Raw genomic sequence first — 18283 nt, 5'->3', positions numbered from 1 at the left:
GCTTGACGCAAGACGCCATGCCCCGCCGATTTTGCATTGCAAGAAAGCGGGCTGCGGGAAAACTCCTGTTCGTTAACCCGTACAAGCCTTGGAAAACCGGCGATTCGTACTAACTTCGCCCTCCGTCGCAGGTTTCAACGGTCAAGTACTTATTCGCAAATGCACAAGACCGCGTCCGTTCCCCGCGCCAGATTTTCCGACAAGCGGCCACAAGCACAAGCACGAGCCGCAAAACCGGGAATCGGTCTGACTTTGTTCGGGGAGCTACCATGATCAGCAAGTCACGAATCGCCTACGCGCTCGCCTCGAGCGTTTCTCTCCTCGCGTTCGCATCGGGCAGCGCGCACGCCGAGGAAGCCGCAGCAGCAGCAGCCACCGCTGCCGCCGCGCCGTCCGAAGGCCTTACCGATATCGTCGTCACTGCCGAGCGCCGCGACGTCAGCCTGCAACAGGCGCCGCTTTCGGTCAGCGCCATCACCGCCGAAACGCTCAAGGCCTCGAACATCAACGACATTACCGGCCTCAACGGTACGGTTCCCGGTCTCGTGGTCGCCCGCAGCGGCGGCGGCGAGCGCATCATCTCGATCCGCGGCATCGGTTCGGAAACGCCCGAGAACACCAACACCCAGCCGGGTGTCTCCTATCACATCGACGGCGTCTACATCTTCAACTCGATCGCCGCGAGCGCGGCCTTCATCGACGTGGCGCAAGTCGAGGTACTGCGCGGTCCACAGGGCACCCTGTTCGGACAGGGATCGACCGGCGGCACCATCAACGTCGTATCGATCGAGCCGAGCACCGAGAGCCTGAGCGGCAATCTCAACGCCGGGATCGGCAACTACAACTACATGGAGGGCTCGGGCGCGGTGAACGTGCCCCTGTCCAGCACCCTCGCGGTGCGCGGCGCCTTCCAGTACACCAAGCATGACGGCTACGCCTATGCCACCAAGGTGCCCGGTGTAGAAAAGTACGACCTCGACGATCAGGACGAGACCGGCTGGCGTCTCGGCGCCAAGTGGCAGCCTGCCTCGAACTTCTCGGTCGTGCTGAACACGGTGCAGTTCAACAGCGAGACCAACGGCCCCGCCCAGAAGAACATCCTCGATCCCGAAACCGATCCGCGCGTACTGACGCAGGACTATCCGGGGCGCTCCAAGGTCAAGACGCAGCTCTATACCGGCGTGGTGAAGTGGGAGACGCCGTTCGCCACGATCAAGTCGATCACCGGCTACCAGAAGCTCCATTCCGAACAGGCGTGGGATTCGGACGGCCTCGACACCGAAACGTTCTTCCAGAACACCTACAACCCGATCAGCTTCACCGGCGTGGCCTACGACCATGTGCCGCTGTGGGAATCGGACACCAAGAGCTGGAGCCAGGAGCTCAACCTGACCTCCAACGGCAGCGGCCCGTTCAACTGGGTTCTCGGCGGGGTCTACCTGCACTCCAAGAACAGCCAGTACATCAACGAATACCGCGGTTCGACCGGCGACATCCTTTCCCCGGCGCTGCCCACCAGCACGGCCTGGAACGATCCCGCGATCGAAAACCTGACTTATGCCGAGCTGTCCTCGATCAAGCGCGATCTTTACGCCTTCTTCGCACAGGGCACCTACGATCTCACCAGCCAGCTCAAGCTGACCGCCGGCGTGCGATACAACCACGACAAGGCCACCGGCATGTTCGACAGCATGTCCGGCGGCACTTCCAGCCAGACCTCGGGCGCCTATCTCCAGCCTTCCTCCACGGGAGGCCGCAAGGGCGATGCATGGACCGGCAAGGTCGCGCTGGATTACCAGATCACGCCAAACAACATGGTCTATGCAAGCTGGACGCGCGGCTTCAAGCCGGGGGGCATCAACTCTTCCGCTTCCGCAGGCAACAGCTACTCGATCCTGCCGACCTACAAGCAGGAAACCGTCGACTCGTTCGAGATCGGCACCAAGAACCGGTTCCTGGGCGATACGCTCCAGATCAACGGTTCGGCCTTCCTCTACAACTATCGCAACATGCAGTTCCTGGAGGAAGACCCGATCCTTTACGGCGAGGGCATCAGCAACGCCCCCAAGGCGCGTGTCTACGGCCTCGAACTCGAAGGCTCCTACATTCCCACCGAAGGACTGCGCTTCGACGCCTCGATGTCCTATCTGGAGGGCGAATTCACGTCGCACTACCTCGCGCTCGATCCGACCAACGCCGCCAATGCCCAGAACGCGGCGGGCTATCCCGACTACCTGTTCTGGACCAACTTCGCCGCCGCCGTGGCGGCACGCGATGCCGCGCGGGAGGATATCAAGGGTAACCGCATCCCCAAGCTGCCGCGCTGGCAGGGCAATGTGGCCGCGACCTGGAACGGTCAGGTCGGTCCGGGCGAACTGACCGCCCGTGCCCAGCTGATCTACCGGGGCAAGTACCAGTACCGCCTGTTCAACGAAGGCGATGTCGACATCACGCCCTCGTACACGCAGGTCAACCTGATGCTGAAGTACGAACCCCAGGACACCAACACCAACGTCACCCTGCGCGTCGTCAATCTCTTCGATAAGAACGGCGTGAACTCGCGCTTCTCCGACCCCTACGGCAGCGCCCAGGTGATGGAGACCTTCATTCCGCCGCGTCAGGTGATCCTTTCGGTCGGCTACAAGTTCTGATCCGGCCCGAAAGGGTCGCGGGAACGGCAAAGGGCGCGGAGGCTTCGGTCTCCGCGCCCTTTCCTTTTCGGACAAAGTGCCGCCGATCCTTGTTCCGCAGCCTCGATCAACTATCTAGGCGCAGGTCATCAAGAGTGTGCAGCCGCAGCATGAGAGCCTGCACGGCGTGTCAGTCCGGCGATTCCATCCGGACGGAGCCCGCAGGAGTAGCAATGCCGCGCAGTGCCCTCGTCATGTTCGCCGCCTCGCTGGGGTTCTTCTTCGTGACGGCGACGACCTTCACCTCTCTCGGCTATGTGCTCTATACGATGGTGGCGCAGCTCGGCTGGTCGAAGGCGGCCGCGGGGCTCAGCTTCTCGCTGCTCGGGCTCGCCTGTGGTCTCGCCAGCCCGCTGCCGCCGCTGCTGATGAAATCCATCGGCACCCGGCTGACGATGTTTGCGGGCTGCCTCACCCTTGCCGCCGGGTTCTTCATCGCTTCGCAGATCGAGCACCTGACGCTGTTCTTCGTGGCCACCACGCTGATGGGCATCGGCTTCTCGCTCGTCGCTCCCTCGCCCGCCGTCTACCTGCTGGCGACATGGTTCCCGCGCACCTCCTCGCGGATGATCGGCTTCTACTTCATGACCGGCGCGGCAGGCGGCATCGTCGGCCCCCTGATCGTCGGCGGCATCGTCGGCCTGACCGGCGACTGGCGCCTGCACTGGCTGGTCATGTCCGTAAGCGCCCTCATCCTCGGCCTGATCTGCCTCGCCTGCATCCGCGACGCGGTGAAGGTGGAAAGCGTCGAGCAGGTCAAGGGCGCGGGCCATGAGCAGGCCGCCCCGGCGCAGAACAGCGTGTGGACCGTGAAGCAGGCGCTGATGACCCCGAGCTTCCTGATTCTCGCCCTCATCATGACGGTGGTGCAGACGGCGGTCACTTCGGCGCACTCCATTCTCGTGGCTCACATCGCCAACCTCGGCGAAGGCGCCGCGCCCGGCGCGATCGCCATGAGCCTGCTGGCCTTTGCCGGCACCGGCGCCAAGGGGCTGACCGGCACCCTGTGCGAACGCATCGACCCGCGCCGCATTCTTGTAGCGGGACTCGCCCTGCAGGCCCTGGCCATGGCATTGCTGTGGTCCGCCTCGATGGTGCTTGTCGCCACGGCAGCCGCCACGCTGTTCGGACTGGGCTGGGGCATGGCCTGGCTCTCGGCCCATATCCTCCTCCTGCGCTACTTCGGCGCCGGCATCGCCGGCGATATGACCGCCATGGCCACCACGGCAACGACCCTTGCGGTCCTCGGCCCGATCGGTGCCGGCCGGATCGCCGACGTGACCGGCGGCTATTCGCTGGCCATCCTCGTGTTTGCCCTGCTGCTGGCTGCCGCCACGATCGTTGCGGTGCTGTTCCTGCGTGCGCCGGTCTATCGCCCCGCACCAGCCGCCCCGCAGCCAGCCGCGATCGACGAAGACGGAATGGTCCCGGCCGAATAAGCAGTTCCCGCCGGAAGTGAACGCCACCCGAAGCGCGGTAGTCGCTTCGGGTGGCTTTTGCATTTTTTTGAAGCGGACTTCGCAGAGCGGTGTCCATTCCTGCCAAAAGTCACTGCGCCCAGTGCAAAGCCCTGCCCTGCGGCACCCGCTAGTCTCCCCCTGTTGCGGGAGGACGCACGGCGTTCTCCCCGGTCTCACCGATACGGGGATCAGGCAGGAATGACTCTACTCAACGATCAGTTCTTCGACAGCCTTGGCAGTTCCATCAAGGACACGCTCGAAGCCGACACGCTGCCTCCGGCCTGCTATACCGACGAGGAATTCCACCACTTCGAGAAAGCTGCCCTGTTCGAGCACGAATGGCTCTGCGTCGGCCGTGCCGAGTGGCTGGAAAAGCCCGGTGACTTCTTCACCGTGACCCGCGCGGACGAGCCGATCATCGTCACCAAAACGCGCGACGGCACCGTCAAGGCGCTTTCGGCGGTCTGCCAGCACCGCGCCATGCTGGTGGCGGAGGGTCACGGCAATGCCCGCGCCTTCGTCTGCCCCTATCATCACTGGACCTACGATCTGGACGGCACGCTCGTCGGCGCACCGGCGATGAACCGCACCTGCAATTTCGACAAGAAGGCCGCCAGCCTGCCGGAAATCCGGCACGAGATCTGGCACGGCTTCGTCTTCATCAACCTCGACCCCGAAGCCGAGCCGCTGACCCCGCGCCTTTCCGGGCTGGAGGATGTCGTCGCCAACTATGACTTCGCGAACCTGCGCGGGCCGCGTCCAGAGGAAGCCACCGTGTTCCCCTGGAACTGGAAAGTCATGCTGGAGAACAACAACGACGGCTACCACGCCAGCCGCCTGCACGCAGGGCCGCTGCACGACTTCATCCCGAGCGGGCTCGCCACTTTCCCCGAAGTGCCGGAAGATTCGGCGGGCTATTACCGGCTCAACGGCACGCTTCACAAGAACGCCGCCTTCAACGCCACGCAGAAGTCGGTCTTCCCGGTGTTCCCCAAGCTTACCGAGGAGGAGCAGAACCGGCTCCTCTTCGTGAACCTGCCGCCCAGCCTCTCGCTGGTCGTGCTGAACGACACCGTGCTCTATCTCATCATGGACCCGCGCTCGGCCCAGTCGCACGCCCTGACCATCGGCACGCTGATGGTGCCCGAGGCCATGGACGATCCGCTGTTCGAGCTGAAGATGAAGATGAACGACACAGCGGTCGAGGAGATCGTCAGCCAGGACTTCCACGTCGACGAGCTGGTCCAGCAGGGCCTGCGCTCGAAGTTCGCGCCGCGCGGTCGCTACTCCTGGCAGGAGGGGGCCCAGCGCCTGCTCAACGTCTGGCTGGTGGAGCGCTATCGCCGCGAATGGGACCGCCGCCGCGGGCCCCAGAAACCTTTGGCTGCCCCGGTCACCCGCCTGCGCGCCTGATTTACAGAGTTTTACCGTCACCCATTCCCGACGGTCTGCGGCGTCCGGTCTCGTACCGGGCGCCGCCTTTTTATCCGCGCTTCCGGGCAGGCGCGAGGAATCAACGATTCGTGCGCGGCATGGCGAGCGTCCGCAAACCTACCGGCTAGGCCTGTCTCCATACCAACGGGAGCACGCCTACATGACCAACACCCTCATCTTCGTCGACTTCGCCACCGACGATCCCGCCAAGGCCGGCGAATTCTATGCGGAAGTCTTCGGCTGGGAAAACGACGCGCGCCCGCACGGTATCTACCACCGCATGGTCCCTGGCGGCTTCTTCCAGAACAAGGACGGGTCGGACAGCCAGATCGGCAACCTCCACCTCGGCGTGTTCGACGCGAACAACGCCCGCCCGCACCCGAATCCCGAAGGCGTGGAGCCGCGCACCTTGTCCACCGATGGCCGCAAGGCGCGCATCTGGGTGCTGATCGGCGACGACGACAGCCCCGAACGCATTCTCGCCACCGCCGAAAAGCTGGGCGGCAAGGTGCTCTGGCGCAACCATTACTGGAAGGAATTCAACGGCTACAACCACGCCTTCGCCGATCCCTGGGGCAACGAGATACTGCTGTGGGGCAAGGCCGGCGAGAATCCGCAGATTCCCGAGGACTACACGCGCGAATAGGCAGGGGCTTCCACGGCGGCGCGACAAGTTCTTGTGCGCGCCGCCGCAAGACCGCCCGCCCCGCTTCTCCATAGCCTGCACGCATCGAAGCTATACCCGGAGCCAGACGCACAATGAGCCGCCTTCCCATCGTTTTCTTCGGACATGGCAGCCCGATGGTGGCGCTGGAAAAGAGCGCCGTCACCCGGACCTGGAACCAGATCGCGGAGGGCATCGGCAAGCCGCGCGCAATCCTGTGCATCTCGGCCCACTGGCAGACGCGCGGCACCGCCGTCACCGCCATGGCCCAGCCGCGCACGATCCACGACTTCGGCGCCTTCCCGCAGGCTCTGTTCGACGTGCAGTACCCCGCCCCCGGCGATCCGGAACTGGCGACACGCGTGCGCGAACTGCTCAGCCCGATGCCGGTGAGCATGGACGCCAACTGGGGGCTGGACCACGGCACCTGGTCTGTGCTGGTCCATGCCTATCCCGAAGCGGACGTTCCGGTGATCCAGCTTGGCATGGATCTTGGCAAGAGCGCGGCCGAGCACTGGCTGGTCGGCCGCATGCTGCGCCCGCTGCGCGACGAGGGCGTGCTGATCATGGGAACCGGCAACATCGTCCACAACCTGCCGGCGATGGACTGGGCCAACCCGGCCGCCGATCCCTATCCCTGGGCCGAGCAGTTCAACTCCACGATGTGCAAGGCGATCGCCTCCGACGATCCGCAGACCGTGATCGACTACGAGGCACTGGGCGATGCCGCCCGGCTCTCGGTGCCGAGTTCCGACCATTTCCTGCCGCTGCTCTACGTCCTGGGCGCCCGCCACGAGGACGAGGCGGCAACCTTCGAACCCGATTTCATCCAGCACAAGTCGCTCAGCATGACGAGCGTGCTGATCGGCGCCGAATAAGCGCCCGCACCCCATTTCCTTCCCAACAGGAGTTCCGATGGCACTGATCAGCCTTAAGCCCGAGCCCGCCAGGGAGGCCGCTCTCCAGCCGTCGGCCCTGCACCATCTTCGGGCCACGCCGGAAACGGTGCACTGGGGCTACTTCTCGCCCGAGATCAAGCCGGCGCTCTATGTGAAGAGCGGCGACCTGATCCAGGCGCAAGCCGTCACGCACCATGCCGGCGACGATCCGGACCTGATGTTCGACGATGACATCCGCCGCATCTTCACCGAAATCGATCCCGCCACCCGTGCGCCGGGTTGCCATATCATGACCGGCCCGATCTTCGTGGAGGGCGCCGAACCGGGCGACATGCTGGAAGTGCGCTACATGGCGATGCGCCCGCGCTTCAACTACGGCTCGAACCTCGCCGCCAACTGGGGCCATCTCTACGAGGAGTTCGGCGAGACCGAGCGCGTCACGATCTACAAGATCGATCCCAACGCCAATACTGCCAGCGCGCTCTACGCCTATGACGTGGACGAGAAATATGTCGTGCCCGGCCGCATCACCCATTGCCCGGAATGCGACCGCTCCACCGCGCTACCCGGCATCACAATCCCGGCCCGTCCGCACCTCGGCACCGCCGGCGTCGCGCCGGCCGTCAACGAGGCGGTGAGCACGATTCCCCCCGGCCTTCACGGCGGCAATATCGATAACTGGCGCATCGGCGCGGGCGCGACGATGTATTACCCGGTGCAGGTCAAGGGCGGCCTGTTCTCGATCGGCGACCCCCACATCAGCCAGGGCGATGGCGAGATCAGCGGCACCGCGATCGAATCCTCGCTCGACGTGCTGTTCCAGATCATCTTGCGCAAGGACTTCTCTTTCCCCTCGCCGCTGCTGGAAACGCCGGATTGCTGGATCGTCCACGGCTTCGGAGAGAATCTGGACAAGGCGATGAAGTCCGCCTCGCTGGACATGCTCCACCTCCTCACAGAGCATCAGGGCCTTTCGCGCAACGACGGCTATTCGCTGATGAGCGTCGCTGCCGACTTCGGCGTGACTCAGGTGGTCGACGGCACGCAGGGCATCCACTGCCGCATCGAACGCCGCATCTTTCCCGAGAAGGGCAGCGTTCGCGATCCCGAATGAAACCGAACGCACCGGACGCGAGAGCCCTCACTCCGCGTCCGGTGCGTGCCCAAGAAGACAAGAACCGGAGCCCGACAATGGGTTATGAACTGATCGACGTCCGCCCCCTGACCAAGCGCATCGGCGCGGAAATCTTCGGGGTCGACTTGCGCCAGCCGCTCGGCAACCAGGCCTTCGCCGAGATTCACGACGCGCTGATGAAGCACCAGGTCGTGTTCTTCCGCGATCAGGATATCGATCACGAGGCGCACAAGGCGCTGGGCCGCGCTTTCGGCCGGTTGGCGATTCACTCGGGCGTCGCCGGGCTTCCCGACCATCCCGAAGTCGTCGCGATCCATGCCGACGAGAATTCGAAGTTCGTCGCGGGCGAAAACTGGCATTCGGACCTCTCAGCCGATGCCGAACCGCCGATGGGTTCGATCCTGCACATCCACACCCTGCCCGAAGACGGCGGCGATACGCTCTTTGCCAGCATGTATGCGGCCTATGACGCGCTGTCCCCGGCAATGAAGGCCTTCCTCGATCCGCTGACCGCCGTTCACGACGCCAACCACGTCTACAAGGCGATCTTCCCGGATTCGACCAAGACCTACCCCTGCAATTCGCACCCGGTGATCCGCACCCATCCGGTCACCGGCCGCAAGCTGCTGTTCGTGAACTCGTCCTACACCACGAAGATCAACGAGCTGTCCGGCCCCGAGAGCAAGGCCGTGCTCGATTTCCTGTTCGACCATGTGAAAGACGCCAATTTCCACGTCCGCTTTCGCTGGCAGAAGAATTCGGTGGCCTTCTGGGACAATCGCTGCACCCAGCACTTCGCGGTATGGGACTACTTCCCCGAGGTCCGCTCGGGCTTCCGCGTGACGGTGGCCGGCGACCGGCCTTTCTGAGCCCGTCGATGCAGTTGCACCTGCTGCTTGCGGCGACGGCGCTGTTTTCCGCAGCGCCCTCGCTTGCCGCCGCTCCAGCCGAGACACTGCAACGCGAACTCGACGCGATGGTCGCCTCAGGCGAATTGCCACAGGCGCTGGTGCTGATCGAACAGCACGGCAAGCCGCTAGTGGAGCTTTCGAGCGGCTACGCCGATATCGAAAGCCGGCGTCCGATCGCCCGCGATGCGATTTTCCGGCTCTACTCGATGTCGAAGCCGATCACCTCGGTCGGGATCATGATGCTGGCCGAACGGAGCAAGCTCGCGCTGACCGATCCTGTCGGCAAGTATCTGCCGGAAATGGCGAACTTGCGCGTCTGGGACGGCAGCAAAACGGCTGACACGATTGCCGCTACACGTCCGGTCACTATCGAGGACCTGCTACTCCACCGCTCCGGCCTCACTTACGAATTCATGGGCGATACCCCGGTCCAGCGCTGGTATCGCGAAAAAGGCGTCAGCCGCGCCACCGCCGTCGCCAGCGCCCATGCGCAAGTGCCGCCCGCCGCGACGCTGGATGACCTCGTGGCCCGCCTGGGCCAGGCCCCCCTGCTCCACCAGCCGGGCGAGCGCTTCAGTTATGGTTTCTCCACCACGGTACTCGGCGCGGTGATCGAGCGCGTTTCCGGCGAAAGCCTCGATGCTTTCCTCAAAGGCAACATCCTCGACCCGCTGGAGATGAAGGACACGACTTTCGTCGTCAGCGACACGCAGGCACCACGTCTCGTCACCGGCTACCTGGCGACCGAACAGGGCCTCCGTGCGGTGGACCTGCCGGAAACGTCGGAATATCGAAACTCCGCGCGGCTGCGCGATGGCGGCGGTGCATTGGCCGGAACGCTGGAGGACTATCGCCATTTCGCGGAAATGCTGGCCCGTCGCGGAAAGTGGCACGGCAAGCGGCTGCTCAAACCGGAATCGGTCGATGCCATGTACACCCCTCGCCTGAGGACGGGCGGCGGCGAACATCTCGACAGCCCCTTCGGCTACGGCCTTGCGATAGGCGACCCCGGAACCGAAGCGCGCGGGGGACTGCCGGTGGGCGCCGGCAGCTGGTCAGGCTCGGCCAACACCTATTTCTTCGCCGACCCGGCTCACGATGTCGTCGCGATCCTGATGACCAACGAACTGACGCCCGGCCCATTCGAGGCGCGAACCTGGAAGCTGCGTGAGGCGCTCGACCGTGCGGCACTGGCTGTCACCAAACGCTAGGCGGCGTGGACCCCATCCCGGCGCGATGTTGACGTTTCCCCTCCTCCCCAACCCGGCTACGCTCTCTTCCATGACCCAACTTTACCACCCGCCGATCAAGCGCTCGATCGAGATCGCCGGGCACAAGACTTCGATCAGTCTCGAACCGCTGTTCTGGGACATGCTCAAGGAAATCGCCGTGCGCCAGCGCGTGCCGCTGAACGCGCTGGTCGCGCGGATCGATGCGGACCGCCTGGAAGCAGAAACGCCTCCCGGCCTGGCCAGCGCCATCCGCGTCTGGCTGGTCGATACGCTGCGGACCTGAGCCGGCCTGAAAACGGGAAGGGGCGGAAGCCTTGCGGCCCCGCCCCTCGGGTACACTGCGATGGCTCGCAGGAAACTCAGTAGGTAGAATTCAGTAGCTGGAAGGCGGATCGCTGGCCGGGAAGCTCTCGTCGATCGCCTCGTCCGTCTTCGACCAGCGCGGCGGCTTGGTCGTCATGCTTTCCGGCCCGGCATCGCGGACGTGGCCGAAACCGCCTCCGGCAGCTGCTTCTTCCTTGTCGCGGTTCGCGTACTTGTAAAGTGCGTAGCCGACTGCGCCGGCTGCGGCCAACTTGATCAGGCCCATGGTCGTTGCTCCTCTCGGGTATTCAGTAAGAGCAACGCGCCATGATCGCGAACGGTTGCCTTACTCGCCGCCGACCCGTTCGATCTGTGCGCCGACCAGAGCGAGCTTTTCCTCGAGACGTTCATAACCGCGATCGAGATGGTACAGACGGTGGACCTGCGTTTCGCCCTCGGCCGCCAGACCTGCGATCACGAGGCTCATCGAGGCGCGAAGATCGGTTGCCATGACTTCGGCCCCGGTGAGCCGGGGAACGCCGTGGACGATGGCGGTGCGCCCCTTGGTTTCGATATGCGCGCCCATGCGGTTCAGTTCGGGAACGTGCATGTAGCGGTTCTCGAAGATCGTCTCGGTCAGGACACTCGAACCCTCGGCCCGGCACAGAAGTGCCATGAGCTGGGCCTGCATGTCGGTGGCGAAGCCCGGATAGGGTGCGGTCGAAAGCGTGACGGGCCTGAGCGGACCATCCGCCGCAACGTGAAGCCCCTCGGCCGTCGGTTCGACATGGACGCCCGCATCGCGCAGCGCCTGCACGGTGGCTTCCATATCCTCGATCTTGGCGCCCTTCAGCGTGACTTCGCCGCCGGTGATAGCCGCCGCGCAGGCATAGGAGCCCGCCTCGATACGATCCGGCATGACCATGTAAGTCGCGCCGTGCAGGCGGTTCACCCCGTGAACGGTGATGTCGGACGTGCCGATACCCTCGATCTGCGCGCCCATGGCGACGAGCAGATTGCAAAGGTCAACGATCTCCGGTTCGCGCGCTGCATTGTGCAGGGTGGACTTGCCCTTGCAGAGCACGGCCGCCATCAGCGCGTTCTCGGTCGCGCCGACAGAGACCACCGGGAAGGAATAGCGGCCGCCCGGCAGGCCGCCGTCCGGCGCGATCGCGCGAACGTAGCCCGCCGCCATCTCGATCTGTGCGCCCAGCGCTTCGAGCGCCTTGAGGTGCAGGTCGATCGGGCGATTGCCGATCGCGCAGCCGCCGGGCAGCGAAACGGTCGCCTCGCCCATGCGCGCCAGCATCGGACCGAGCACGAGGATCGAAGCGCGCATCTTGCGCACCAGATCGTAGGGCGCCACCGAACTGGTAATGCGCGGCGCCTGCAAGGTCATCACACGGCCGAAATCTTCAGGACGGCTGCCCGCGATCATCGTCGAGATGCCGAACTGGTTCATCAGATGCTGGAACCCGTCGATGTCCGCCAGACGCGGCAAATTGCGCAACGTCAGCGGCTCTTCGGTGAGCAAGGCGCAAGGCAGCAGCGTCAACGCCGCGTTCTTCGCACCGGAAACGGGAATGGTGCCGGAAAGGCGCTTGCCGCCTTCGATGATGATCTTGTCCATTGCCCGCTCTTTAACGGGATTTGGCCGTGCAGCAAGCACGGCTCGGAGAAACTTGGATAGACTGTTGCGCTGCGTCTGCGAAGCGGCTTTAACTTCATTGTAACCAAACGGAGTCAGACCTTTAACCATGTCTGCACCACAGTACAAAAAGCCCGTCCGTAAAGCGGTGTTCCCGGTCGCCGGCCTTGGAACCCGCTTTCTTCCCGCCACCAAGGCGATTCCGAAGGAGCTTCTACCTGTCGTAGATCGGCCGCTGATTCAGTATGCGGTAGACGAAGCGCGTGAAGCGGGGATCGAGGAATTCGTCTTCGTTACGGGTCGCGGCAAGACGGCAATCGTCGAACACTTCGACACGGCCTACGAACTCGAAGCCACGATGACCGCGCGCGGCAAGTCGCTCGATGCCCTGGAACCGACGCGAATCCAGCCCGGCAATCTCGTTACGGTGCGTCAGCAGGTTCCCCTCGGCCTCGGCCATGCGGTTTGGTGCGCCCGCGCGGTGATCGGCGACGAACCTTTCGCGATCTTCCTTCCCGATGAACTGATGTATGGCTCCCCGGGCTGCATGGCCCAGATGGTGGAGGCTTATAACGAAGTCGGCGGCAACCTCGTCTCGGTGCTGGAAGTGCCGCGTGAGGAAGTTTCCAGCTACGGCGTCATCGCCCCCGGCGCCAGCAATGGCGCACTCACCGAGGTCAAGGGTCTGGTCGAAAAGCCCAAGGTCGATGAGGCGCCTTCCAACAAGATCGTCTCGGGCCGGTACATCCTTCAGCCGGAAATCATGGACCTGCTGGCCAACCAGGGCAAAGGGGCAGGCGGCGAAATCCAGCTCACCGATTCGATGGCCAAGCTGATCGGCCAGCAGCCGTTCCACGCCGTTACTTTCGCCGGCCAGCGGTTCGATTGCGGCTCCAAGGTCGGCTTCGTCGAAGCCACTCTCGCCATCGCGCTCGACCGGGCGGACATGGGTGAGGAAGTGCGCAGCATCGCCCGGAAGCTGCTGGGCTGAACAGGCTGCGGTGCCGGAGACGCTCCGTCTCCGGCCGCTCCTTCGATGGTTTTTTGCGAAAAATTATCGGCGAACGGGATCGGTCAACCGCGCCATGATCGAGGCGACATAGGCCTGGGTTTCGCGAATGCGCGGAATCCCGCCTGCTTTCTGGACCCGGCCCGGCCCGGCGTTATAGGCCGCCAGCGCCTTTTCGATATCGCCGTTGAACGCATCGAGTTGCATGCGCAAATAGCGCGCGCCGCCTTCCAGATTGGCCATCGGATCGCCGGGATTCACGCCCATCTGTGCGGCCGTACCCGGCATGAGCTGCGCCAGACCGCGCGCGCCAACGGGGGACATCGCCAATTCGTTCCAGCGGCTTTCCTGCCAGACCACCGCTTCGAGCAGGGTCGGGCTGATATCATACTTCGCCGCCAGTTCGGCGACACGCGCGCGCCAGCGCATCGGACCGGCAGCGTCGAGAGCTTCCGTGATCGAACGCGGATGCAACAGCGTGGCATCTATCTCGGTCGGCGCGGAGCCCGGCGCGGCGGCAGCAGCATCGTTAGCGAACTCGACCATCGGAGCCTCGCCCGCAGAAGCCGCCAGTGGATCCACCGCAGGTTTGGCGGGGCCGCCCGCCACCCATTGATAGCCGCCGGAACCGATTTCCAGCACGTCCGCCGAAGCGGTACCGGGAATCGCCACGGCCGCCGCAGCCATTGCTGCAGCGGCGGCCGTGCCGTTCATGCGATTCGGAAATCTCACCATCGCGGCCTTGTTACCGCAGCAGCCGCGCAAGTCTCAACACTTACGCGACCAACCGCTCACCCCGTCACTCGATGCCGAGTGCGGTGCGAATCGACTTCCATGAAAGCAACTTGAAGTTCTGTGCTTCCGGCGCATTGTTGCCGTCCTGCGCGACCATGAGGCCTTCGGGGAATGCTGGACCGAAATCGCCCAGCATGACTTCGATGCCATCGGTATCGCTCGTGCCGTCGATCGTGCCGCCATTGATGCGGAACCGGCCCGCGGGCTTGCCGGTGGAAAGGTCGAACAGCGCATAGGCATTGTCGCCCTGGCTCGAGGCGACGAGCCACGCCCGGCCGCCATCCTCGCGCGCGACGGCAAGCCCCTCGACATCGGCGACGAGGCCATCCTGGGCGCCCACGCGGGCGAAGGGCTGGGCCACGAGCGCCTCGCCGGCCAGCGGCACCTTCCAGATGCCGACGTCCTCCTCGGCCACGAACAGCACCTTGCCGGCATCGTCGACCACGCAGCCTTCCGACTGGGTGGCGAATTTCACCAGACGCACATAGTCGGCGGCGATCCGCCCTTCCCGTTCGACCAATCGGCTTTCCGCCACCGACCCGTCCTTGAGCACGACATAGGCCCTCGCCAGTTCGTCGCGCGCCAGGGCATTGCCCATGCAGAAACCGTAAGCCTCGGCCGGAGCATGACCCGCAGGCAGGAACGCCTCCGCCCCCAGCGCCGCGAGCTTGCCGGTCCCGCCGTCAAGCGTGAACAGGGCGATGCGCGGTTCTGCCCGGTCGGTACGATCGCTCGCCCCCACCAGGATACGCTTCGAACCGTCGGCAAAGCGCACTTCGCGAAGGTCGGCATTGTTGAGAGCCCCGGCCGCCGCGAAATCGCGCACCTTGCCATCGAGACCGTAAACGTAGAGCCCGGCCTTCTTGTCCGTTCCCAGAATCAGGCTGGCGGCGGGATCGGCCGCATTGCGCCAGATCGCCGGATCGTCCGCCGCATCGACGTTCGCGGTGCCGACCGGCTGGGTTTCCGCCTGTGCCGGCACGTCGACCGCGGGCAGCATGACCGGAGCCGGGCCGCCCGTGGTCGCGCAACCGGAAAGCAGGCCGGCGGAAAGCACGCCGGAAAGCACCAGGGCCGGGAGCAAAGCTCCCGACCCCTGCTTCACGATACCGGCGATGTTCGTGAAATCGACTTTCATCAGAACGTCACCCGCGCGCCGAACTTCACGGTCGAGCCGTATTCCTCGTACTGGAGCACGCGCTTGGCGCCCGCCAGGTTCTGATAGGCGAAGTACTTGGCGTTGTTCACGTTCACCCAGTCGGCAAAGAGGCGGATGTTGTCAGTCAGCTTGTACTTGGCCGAGAGGTCAAGCTGGAAGTGCTGGTTGACGGTGCGGTCCGTCTCGGCGTCGTCGCCCACTTCGTCGAGGTACTTGTCGCGGAAGGTACCGGCAGCACGCAGGCTGACCGGGCCCTTCTCGTAGCCGAGCACGACGTTGAAGGTGTTCTTCGACGCATTCGGCAGCGAGATGCGGCGCGCCACGTCGTCACCGTCGAACACCGTGCCGCGGGCATAAGTGTAGGTGTAGTTCAACTGGGTGAGCAGGCCGTCGAAGGGCGAAGGCAGCATCGAGAAGACCTGGCTGTAGCTCACTTCGACGCCGGCGATTTCCGCCTTGTCGCCGTTCACCGGCATCAGCACTTCGTCATAGGTCGCGCCGTCGATCGTGTAGTCGTAAAAGCGGCGATCGACCGCGTAGTCCTTGATCGACTTGTAGAACCCGCCAACCGAGAAGGCTCCGTTGTTGGCGAAGTAGTAGTCGAAGCCGGCGTCGAAGTTCCAAGCCTGGTAGGGCTTGAGATTCGGGTTGCCGAATTCGGCCTCGTTGTCCTCATTGACGGTAAAGCGCGGCGCAAGCTGCGAAAGCTTGGGACGCACGATCGTCTTGTAGCCGGCCAGACGGGCCACGAGGTTCTGCTGCGGGCTGTAGCGGATCGTCAGGCTTGGCAGCCAGTTGGTGTAGTTGCGCTTGTAGGTCACCGGATCGATGGTGACGGTGTCGCCGTCGTCGGAGACGAGGCTGCCGTTGAGCTTGTTGTGCGTGCGCTCCATGCGCACGCCGCCGATCACGCGCAGCGTCGAGCTGTCCCAGCGCGCCAGTGCATAGCCGGCCTGGATGTCTTCGCGCACCGAATAGTCGCTCACCGCCGAATTGAGCACGCTGTCGTAGTCGCTGACCACGAAGGCATCGGGGTTGGCCAGCAGGAAGTCGGCCGGGCCGGTCTTGCTGGAGACCGGGCCCATGTCGAGCAGGCGATAGGTCTGCGTGCCCAGCACGTCGGCCAAGGTGTAGTCCGCACCGTCCGCCAGTTCGTAATAGGTCATGTTGAAGTCGTAGGACTTCTTGCGCCACCGCGCCTTGCCGCCGACCTGGACGGTGAAGTCGCCGTTGTCACCCGCGAAAGTCCGGGCGAGATCGGCCTTTACCGCCCATTCCTCGTCCTGGCTGTCCGACAGGGTGGTCAATTCGATCTTGTTGAATTCATACTCGGACGCGTCGTTGAACGTGTCCGCGCCTTCCGTCACCGAATAGGTCGGATAGTATGTGTTCGAGTAATCCATGTCGACGACGGTGCCGGCACGGAAACGGGCGCGGAAGCGGGTCGGATCGATCGAGAAGGTCTCCTTCTCGGACGACTTGGCATAGCTGGCCTGCCAGTTGAACTTCAGCGTGCCGGTGTCGGTATCGCTGCCGATGGCGACCGAGCGGATGCGCTGGCGTTCGAAACGGTCCTTGAGATCGCGTTCCACGGTGATGCGCTCGTCTGCGCCGTCGAAAGTCGCGCCGGTCGCGGTGATCGCGCTGGGCGTGTCGAAATCGCCGAAGTCCAGCGTGGTGCGGCGGCGATATTCGTGATCGTCGAACTGCGCCCAGTTGCCGCGGATATAGGCCTTGGTGGTTTCCGATGCGCGCCAGTCGGCCGAAAGCGCCGCGTTGATGCGCGTGCGTTCAACGTCATAGTCGCGGTATTCGACCGATTCGGCCCAGGCGTTGCCATCGTCGTCAGCATGCCAGCCACCGGTCTCGACGTTATCGGTCTCGAACTTGCGCTTGTAGTAGCTGACCGAGCCGGCGATGCCGAAGTTTTCGCCCAGCTTCTGGGTGAAGTCGAAGGCGCCCTTCGGCGTGACCTTGCCCGAATAATCGTTCCAGCTGCCTTCGGCGCTGAGCGAGTAGCGGTTCTTCTTCGAATCGAAGGCGCTGGTGGTCTTGATCTCCACCGACGCGCCGATGAAGTCGCCGTCCATGTCCGGCGTGAAGGACTTCTTCACTTCGACCGATTCGATCGTGTCTGACGAAACCACGTCCAGAGCGACCGAGCGGGCATCCGATTCCGGCGCGGGCATGCGCACGCCGTTGAGCGAAGTGCCGTTGAGATCCGGATCGAGGCCGCGGACCGACACATAGCGACCTTCGCCCTGGTCGTTGAGAATGTTCACGCCCGGCAGGCGGCGCAGCGATTCGGCAACGTTCTGGTCGGGGAACTGGCCCACCGCGTCGCGCGTGAGCACCGAGACAACGCCATCGGCGGCCTTCTGGCGCGACAGGGCGCTGGTGAGGTTCGCGGTCTGGCCGGTGACGAGGATGTCTCCGCCGCCGATCGCCGGGAGATCGAAGTCACCGGAGATACGGCCGGTCGCCGGGACCGAAACGGTCTGCGTGGTGACTTCGGCGCCGACGTAGCGCGCTTCCAGCGTGTAAGTGCCCGCGGGCACGTCACCGAACACGTAGCTGCCCGTACGGTCGGTTTCGGAAGAACGGTTCAGCTCGACGATGCGGACCGAAGCGGACTGCAACGGGCGAGAACCCGAGGCATCATGGACGCTGCCGACAACTTCGCCGGCATGGGCGATGGTTGCGAAGGAAGCCGATGCGAGCAGTCCCGCGATCAGGCGAATGGAAGTCTTCATTCTGGGCAGGCCCCTGTATTACGACGAATATGACGACGAATTCAGGGGCGCCTCTAGGCATCGTTCATGACAGTTATGTGCCGACAGCGTGGCACTTCCATGACATCGCCGCAGTGCAGCATATTGGCCACAGCCACGCGCCGCAGCCGATCGCGTGCGGCCGCAGCAAACTGCGGGCAACCATTTATCGA

Annotated in this window: 15 protein-coding genes; 10 read left to right on the top strand and 5 right to left on the bottom strand. The window is 64.2% G+C overall.

Annotated features, from left to right (window positions below):
- Positions 1-269 precede the first annotated feature (269 nt).
- From ACLIMP_RS03525 to ACLIMP_RS03485, 9 genes are all read left to right on the top strand, one after another.
- Positions 270-2651: a TonB-dependent receptor gene (locus tag ACLIMP_RS03525; protein ID WP_324697576.1), complete on the top strand. Its 2382-nt coding sequence runs from the start codon at positions 270-272 to the stop codon at positions 2649-2651.
- A 212-nt stretch (positions 2652-2863) separates the two neighbouring features.
- Positions 2864-4129, top strand: a complete 1266-nt coding sequence (locus ACLIMP_RS03520) for an MFS transporter (protein WP_292635196.1) — start codon at positions 2864-2866, stop codon at positions 4127-4129.
- 219 nt (positions 4130-4348) lie between these two features.
- Entirely contained in the window at positions 4349-5563 is a 1215-nt protein-coding gene (locus ACLIMP_RS03515; protein ID WP_054442004.1) for an aromatic ring-hydroxylating oxygenase subunit alpha, read from the top strand.
- A gap of 181 nt (positions 5564-5744) precedes the next feature.
- Positions 5745-6230 (top strand): VOC family protein, encoded by a 486-nt coding sequence (locus ACLIMP_RS03510; protein ID WP_324697572.1) that lies wholly within the window; start codon positions 5745-5747, stop codon positions 6228-6230.
- Positions 6231-6343: 113 nt separating this feature from the next.
- Complete coding sequence (ygiD, locus tag ACLIMP_RS03505) at positions 6344-7126, top strand: 4,5-DOPA-extradiol-dioxygenase (protein WP_132468611.1); 783 nt, start codon at positions 6344-6346, stop codon at positions 7124-7126.
- 37 nt (positions 7127-7163) lie between these two features.
- Positions 7164-8261, top strand: a complete 1098-nt coding sequence (locus tag ACLIMP_RS03500; RefSeq protein WP_324697569.1) for an acetamidase/formamidase family protein — start codon at positions 7164-7166, stop codon at positions 8259-8261.
- Between the two features lie 77 nt (positions 8262-8338).
- On the top strand, positions 8339-9151 hold the full coding sequence (locus tag ACLIMP_RS03495; protein ID WP_054442007.1) for a TauD/TfdA dioxygenase family protein: 813 nt from the start codon (positions 8339-8341) through the stop codon (positions 9149-9151).
- Positions 9152-9159: 8 nt separating this feature from the next.
- On the top strand, positions 9160-10404 hold the full coding sequence (locus ACLIMP_RS03490; RefSeq protein ID WP_324697567.1) for a serine hydrolase domain-containing protein: 1245 nt from the start codon (positions 9160-9162) through the stop codon (positions 10402-10404).
- A gap of 70 nt (positions 10405-10474) precedes the next feature.
- Positions 10475-10708 carry a ribbon-helix-helix domain-containing protein gene (locus ACLIMP_RS03485; protein ID WP_324697565.1) on the top strand — a complete coding sequence of 78 codons (234 nt, stop codon included), beginning with the start codon at positions 10475-10477 and terminating at the stop codon, positions 10706-10708.
- Positions 10709-10798: 90 nt separating this feature from the next.
- On the opposite strand, the gene ACLIMP_RS03480 is transcribed toward ACLIMP_RS03485, so the two are convergent.
- Together ACLIMP_RS03480 and murA are read right to left on the bottom strand one after the other, a co-directional pair.
- Complete coding sequence (locus ACLIMP_RS03480) at positions 10799-11014, bottom strand: hypothetical protein (protein ID WP_054442009.1); 216 nt, start codon at positions 11012-11014, stop codon at positions 10799-10801.
- Positions 11015-11074: 60 nt separating this feature from the next.
- Entirely contained in the window at positions 11075-12358 is a 1284-nt protein-coding gene (murA, locus tag ACLIMP_RS03475) for a UDP-N-acetylglucosamine 1-carboxyvinyltransferase (protein WP_185998301.1), read from the bottom strand.
- Between the two features lie 127 nt (positions 12359-12485).
- Between murA and galU the strand changes: the two genes are divergently transcribed.
- The gene (gene galU / locus ACLIMP_RS03470; RefSeq protein WP_054442011.1) at positions 12486-13367 is read left to right on the top strand and encodes a UTP--glucose-1-phosphate uridylyltransferase GalU; all 882 of its coding nucleotides are present in this window, start codon (positions 12486-12488) and stop codon (positions 13365-13367) included.
- A gap of 63 nt (positions 13368-13430) precedes the next feature.
- Here the strand turns inward: galU and ACLIMP_RS03465 are convergent, their stop codons facing one another.
- The 3 genes from ACLIMP_RS03465 to ACLIMP_RS03455 all read right to left on the bottom strand — a co-directional run bounded on the left by ACLIMP_RS03465 (position 13431) and on the right by ACLIMP_RS03455 (position 18092).
- Entirely contained in the window at positions 13431-14099 is a 669-nt protein-coding gene (locus tag ACLIMP_RS03465) for a lytic transglycosylase domain-containing protein (protein WP_324697561.1), read from the bottom strand.
- 85 nt (positions 14100-14184) lie between these two features.
- Positions 14185-15318 carry a phytase gene (locus ACLIMP_RS03460; RefSeq protein WP_324697559.1) on the bottom strand — a complete coding sequence of 378 codons (1134 nt, stop codon included), beginning with the start codon at positions 15316-15318 and terminating at the stop codon, positions 14185-14187.
- Positions 15318-18092 (bottom strand): TonB-dependent receptor, encoded by a 2775-nt coding sequence (locus ACLIMP_RS03455; protein WP_443478040.1) that lies wholly within the window; start codon positions 18090-18092, stop codon positions 15318-15320. Before ACLIMP_RS03455 ends, ACLIMP_RS03460 begins: the two co-directional genes overlap by 1 nt.
- Positions 18093-18283 lie beyond the last annotated feature (191 nt).

Origin of the sequence: Novosphingobium aeonii, from assembly GCF_052279045.1 — a bacterium.
In the GTDB taxonomy this organism is placed as follows: Bacteria; Pseudomonadota; Alphaproteobacteria; order Sphingomonadales; family Sphingomonadaceae; genus Novosphingobium.
Note: the sequence above shows the minus strand (reverse complement) of the source record. Positions and strands in the feature narration are given on the sequence as shown.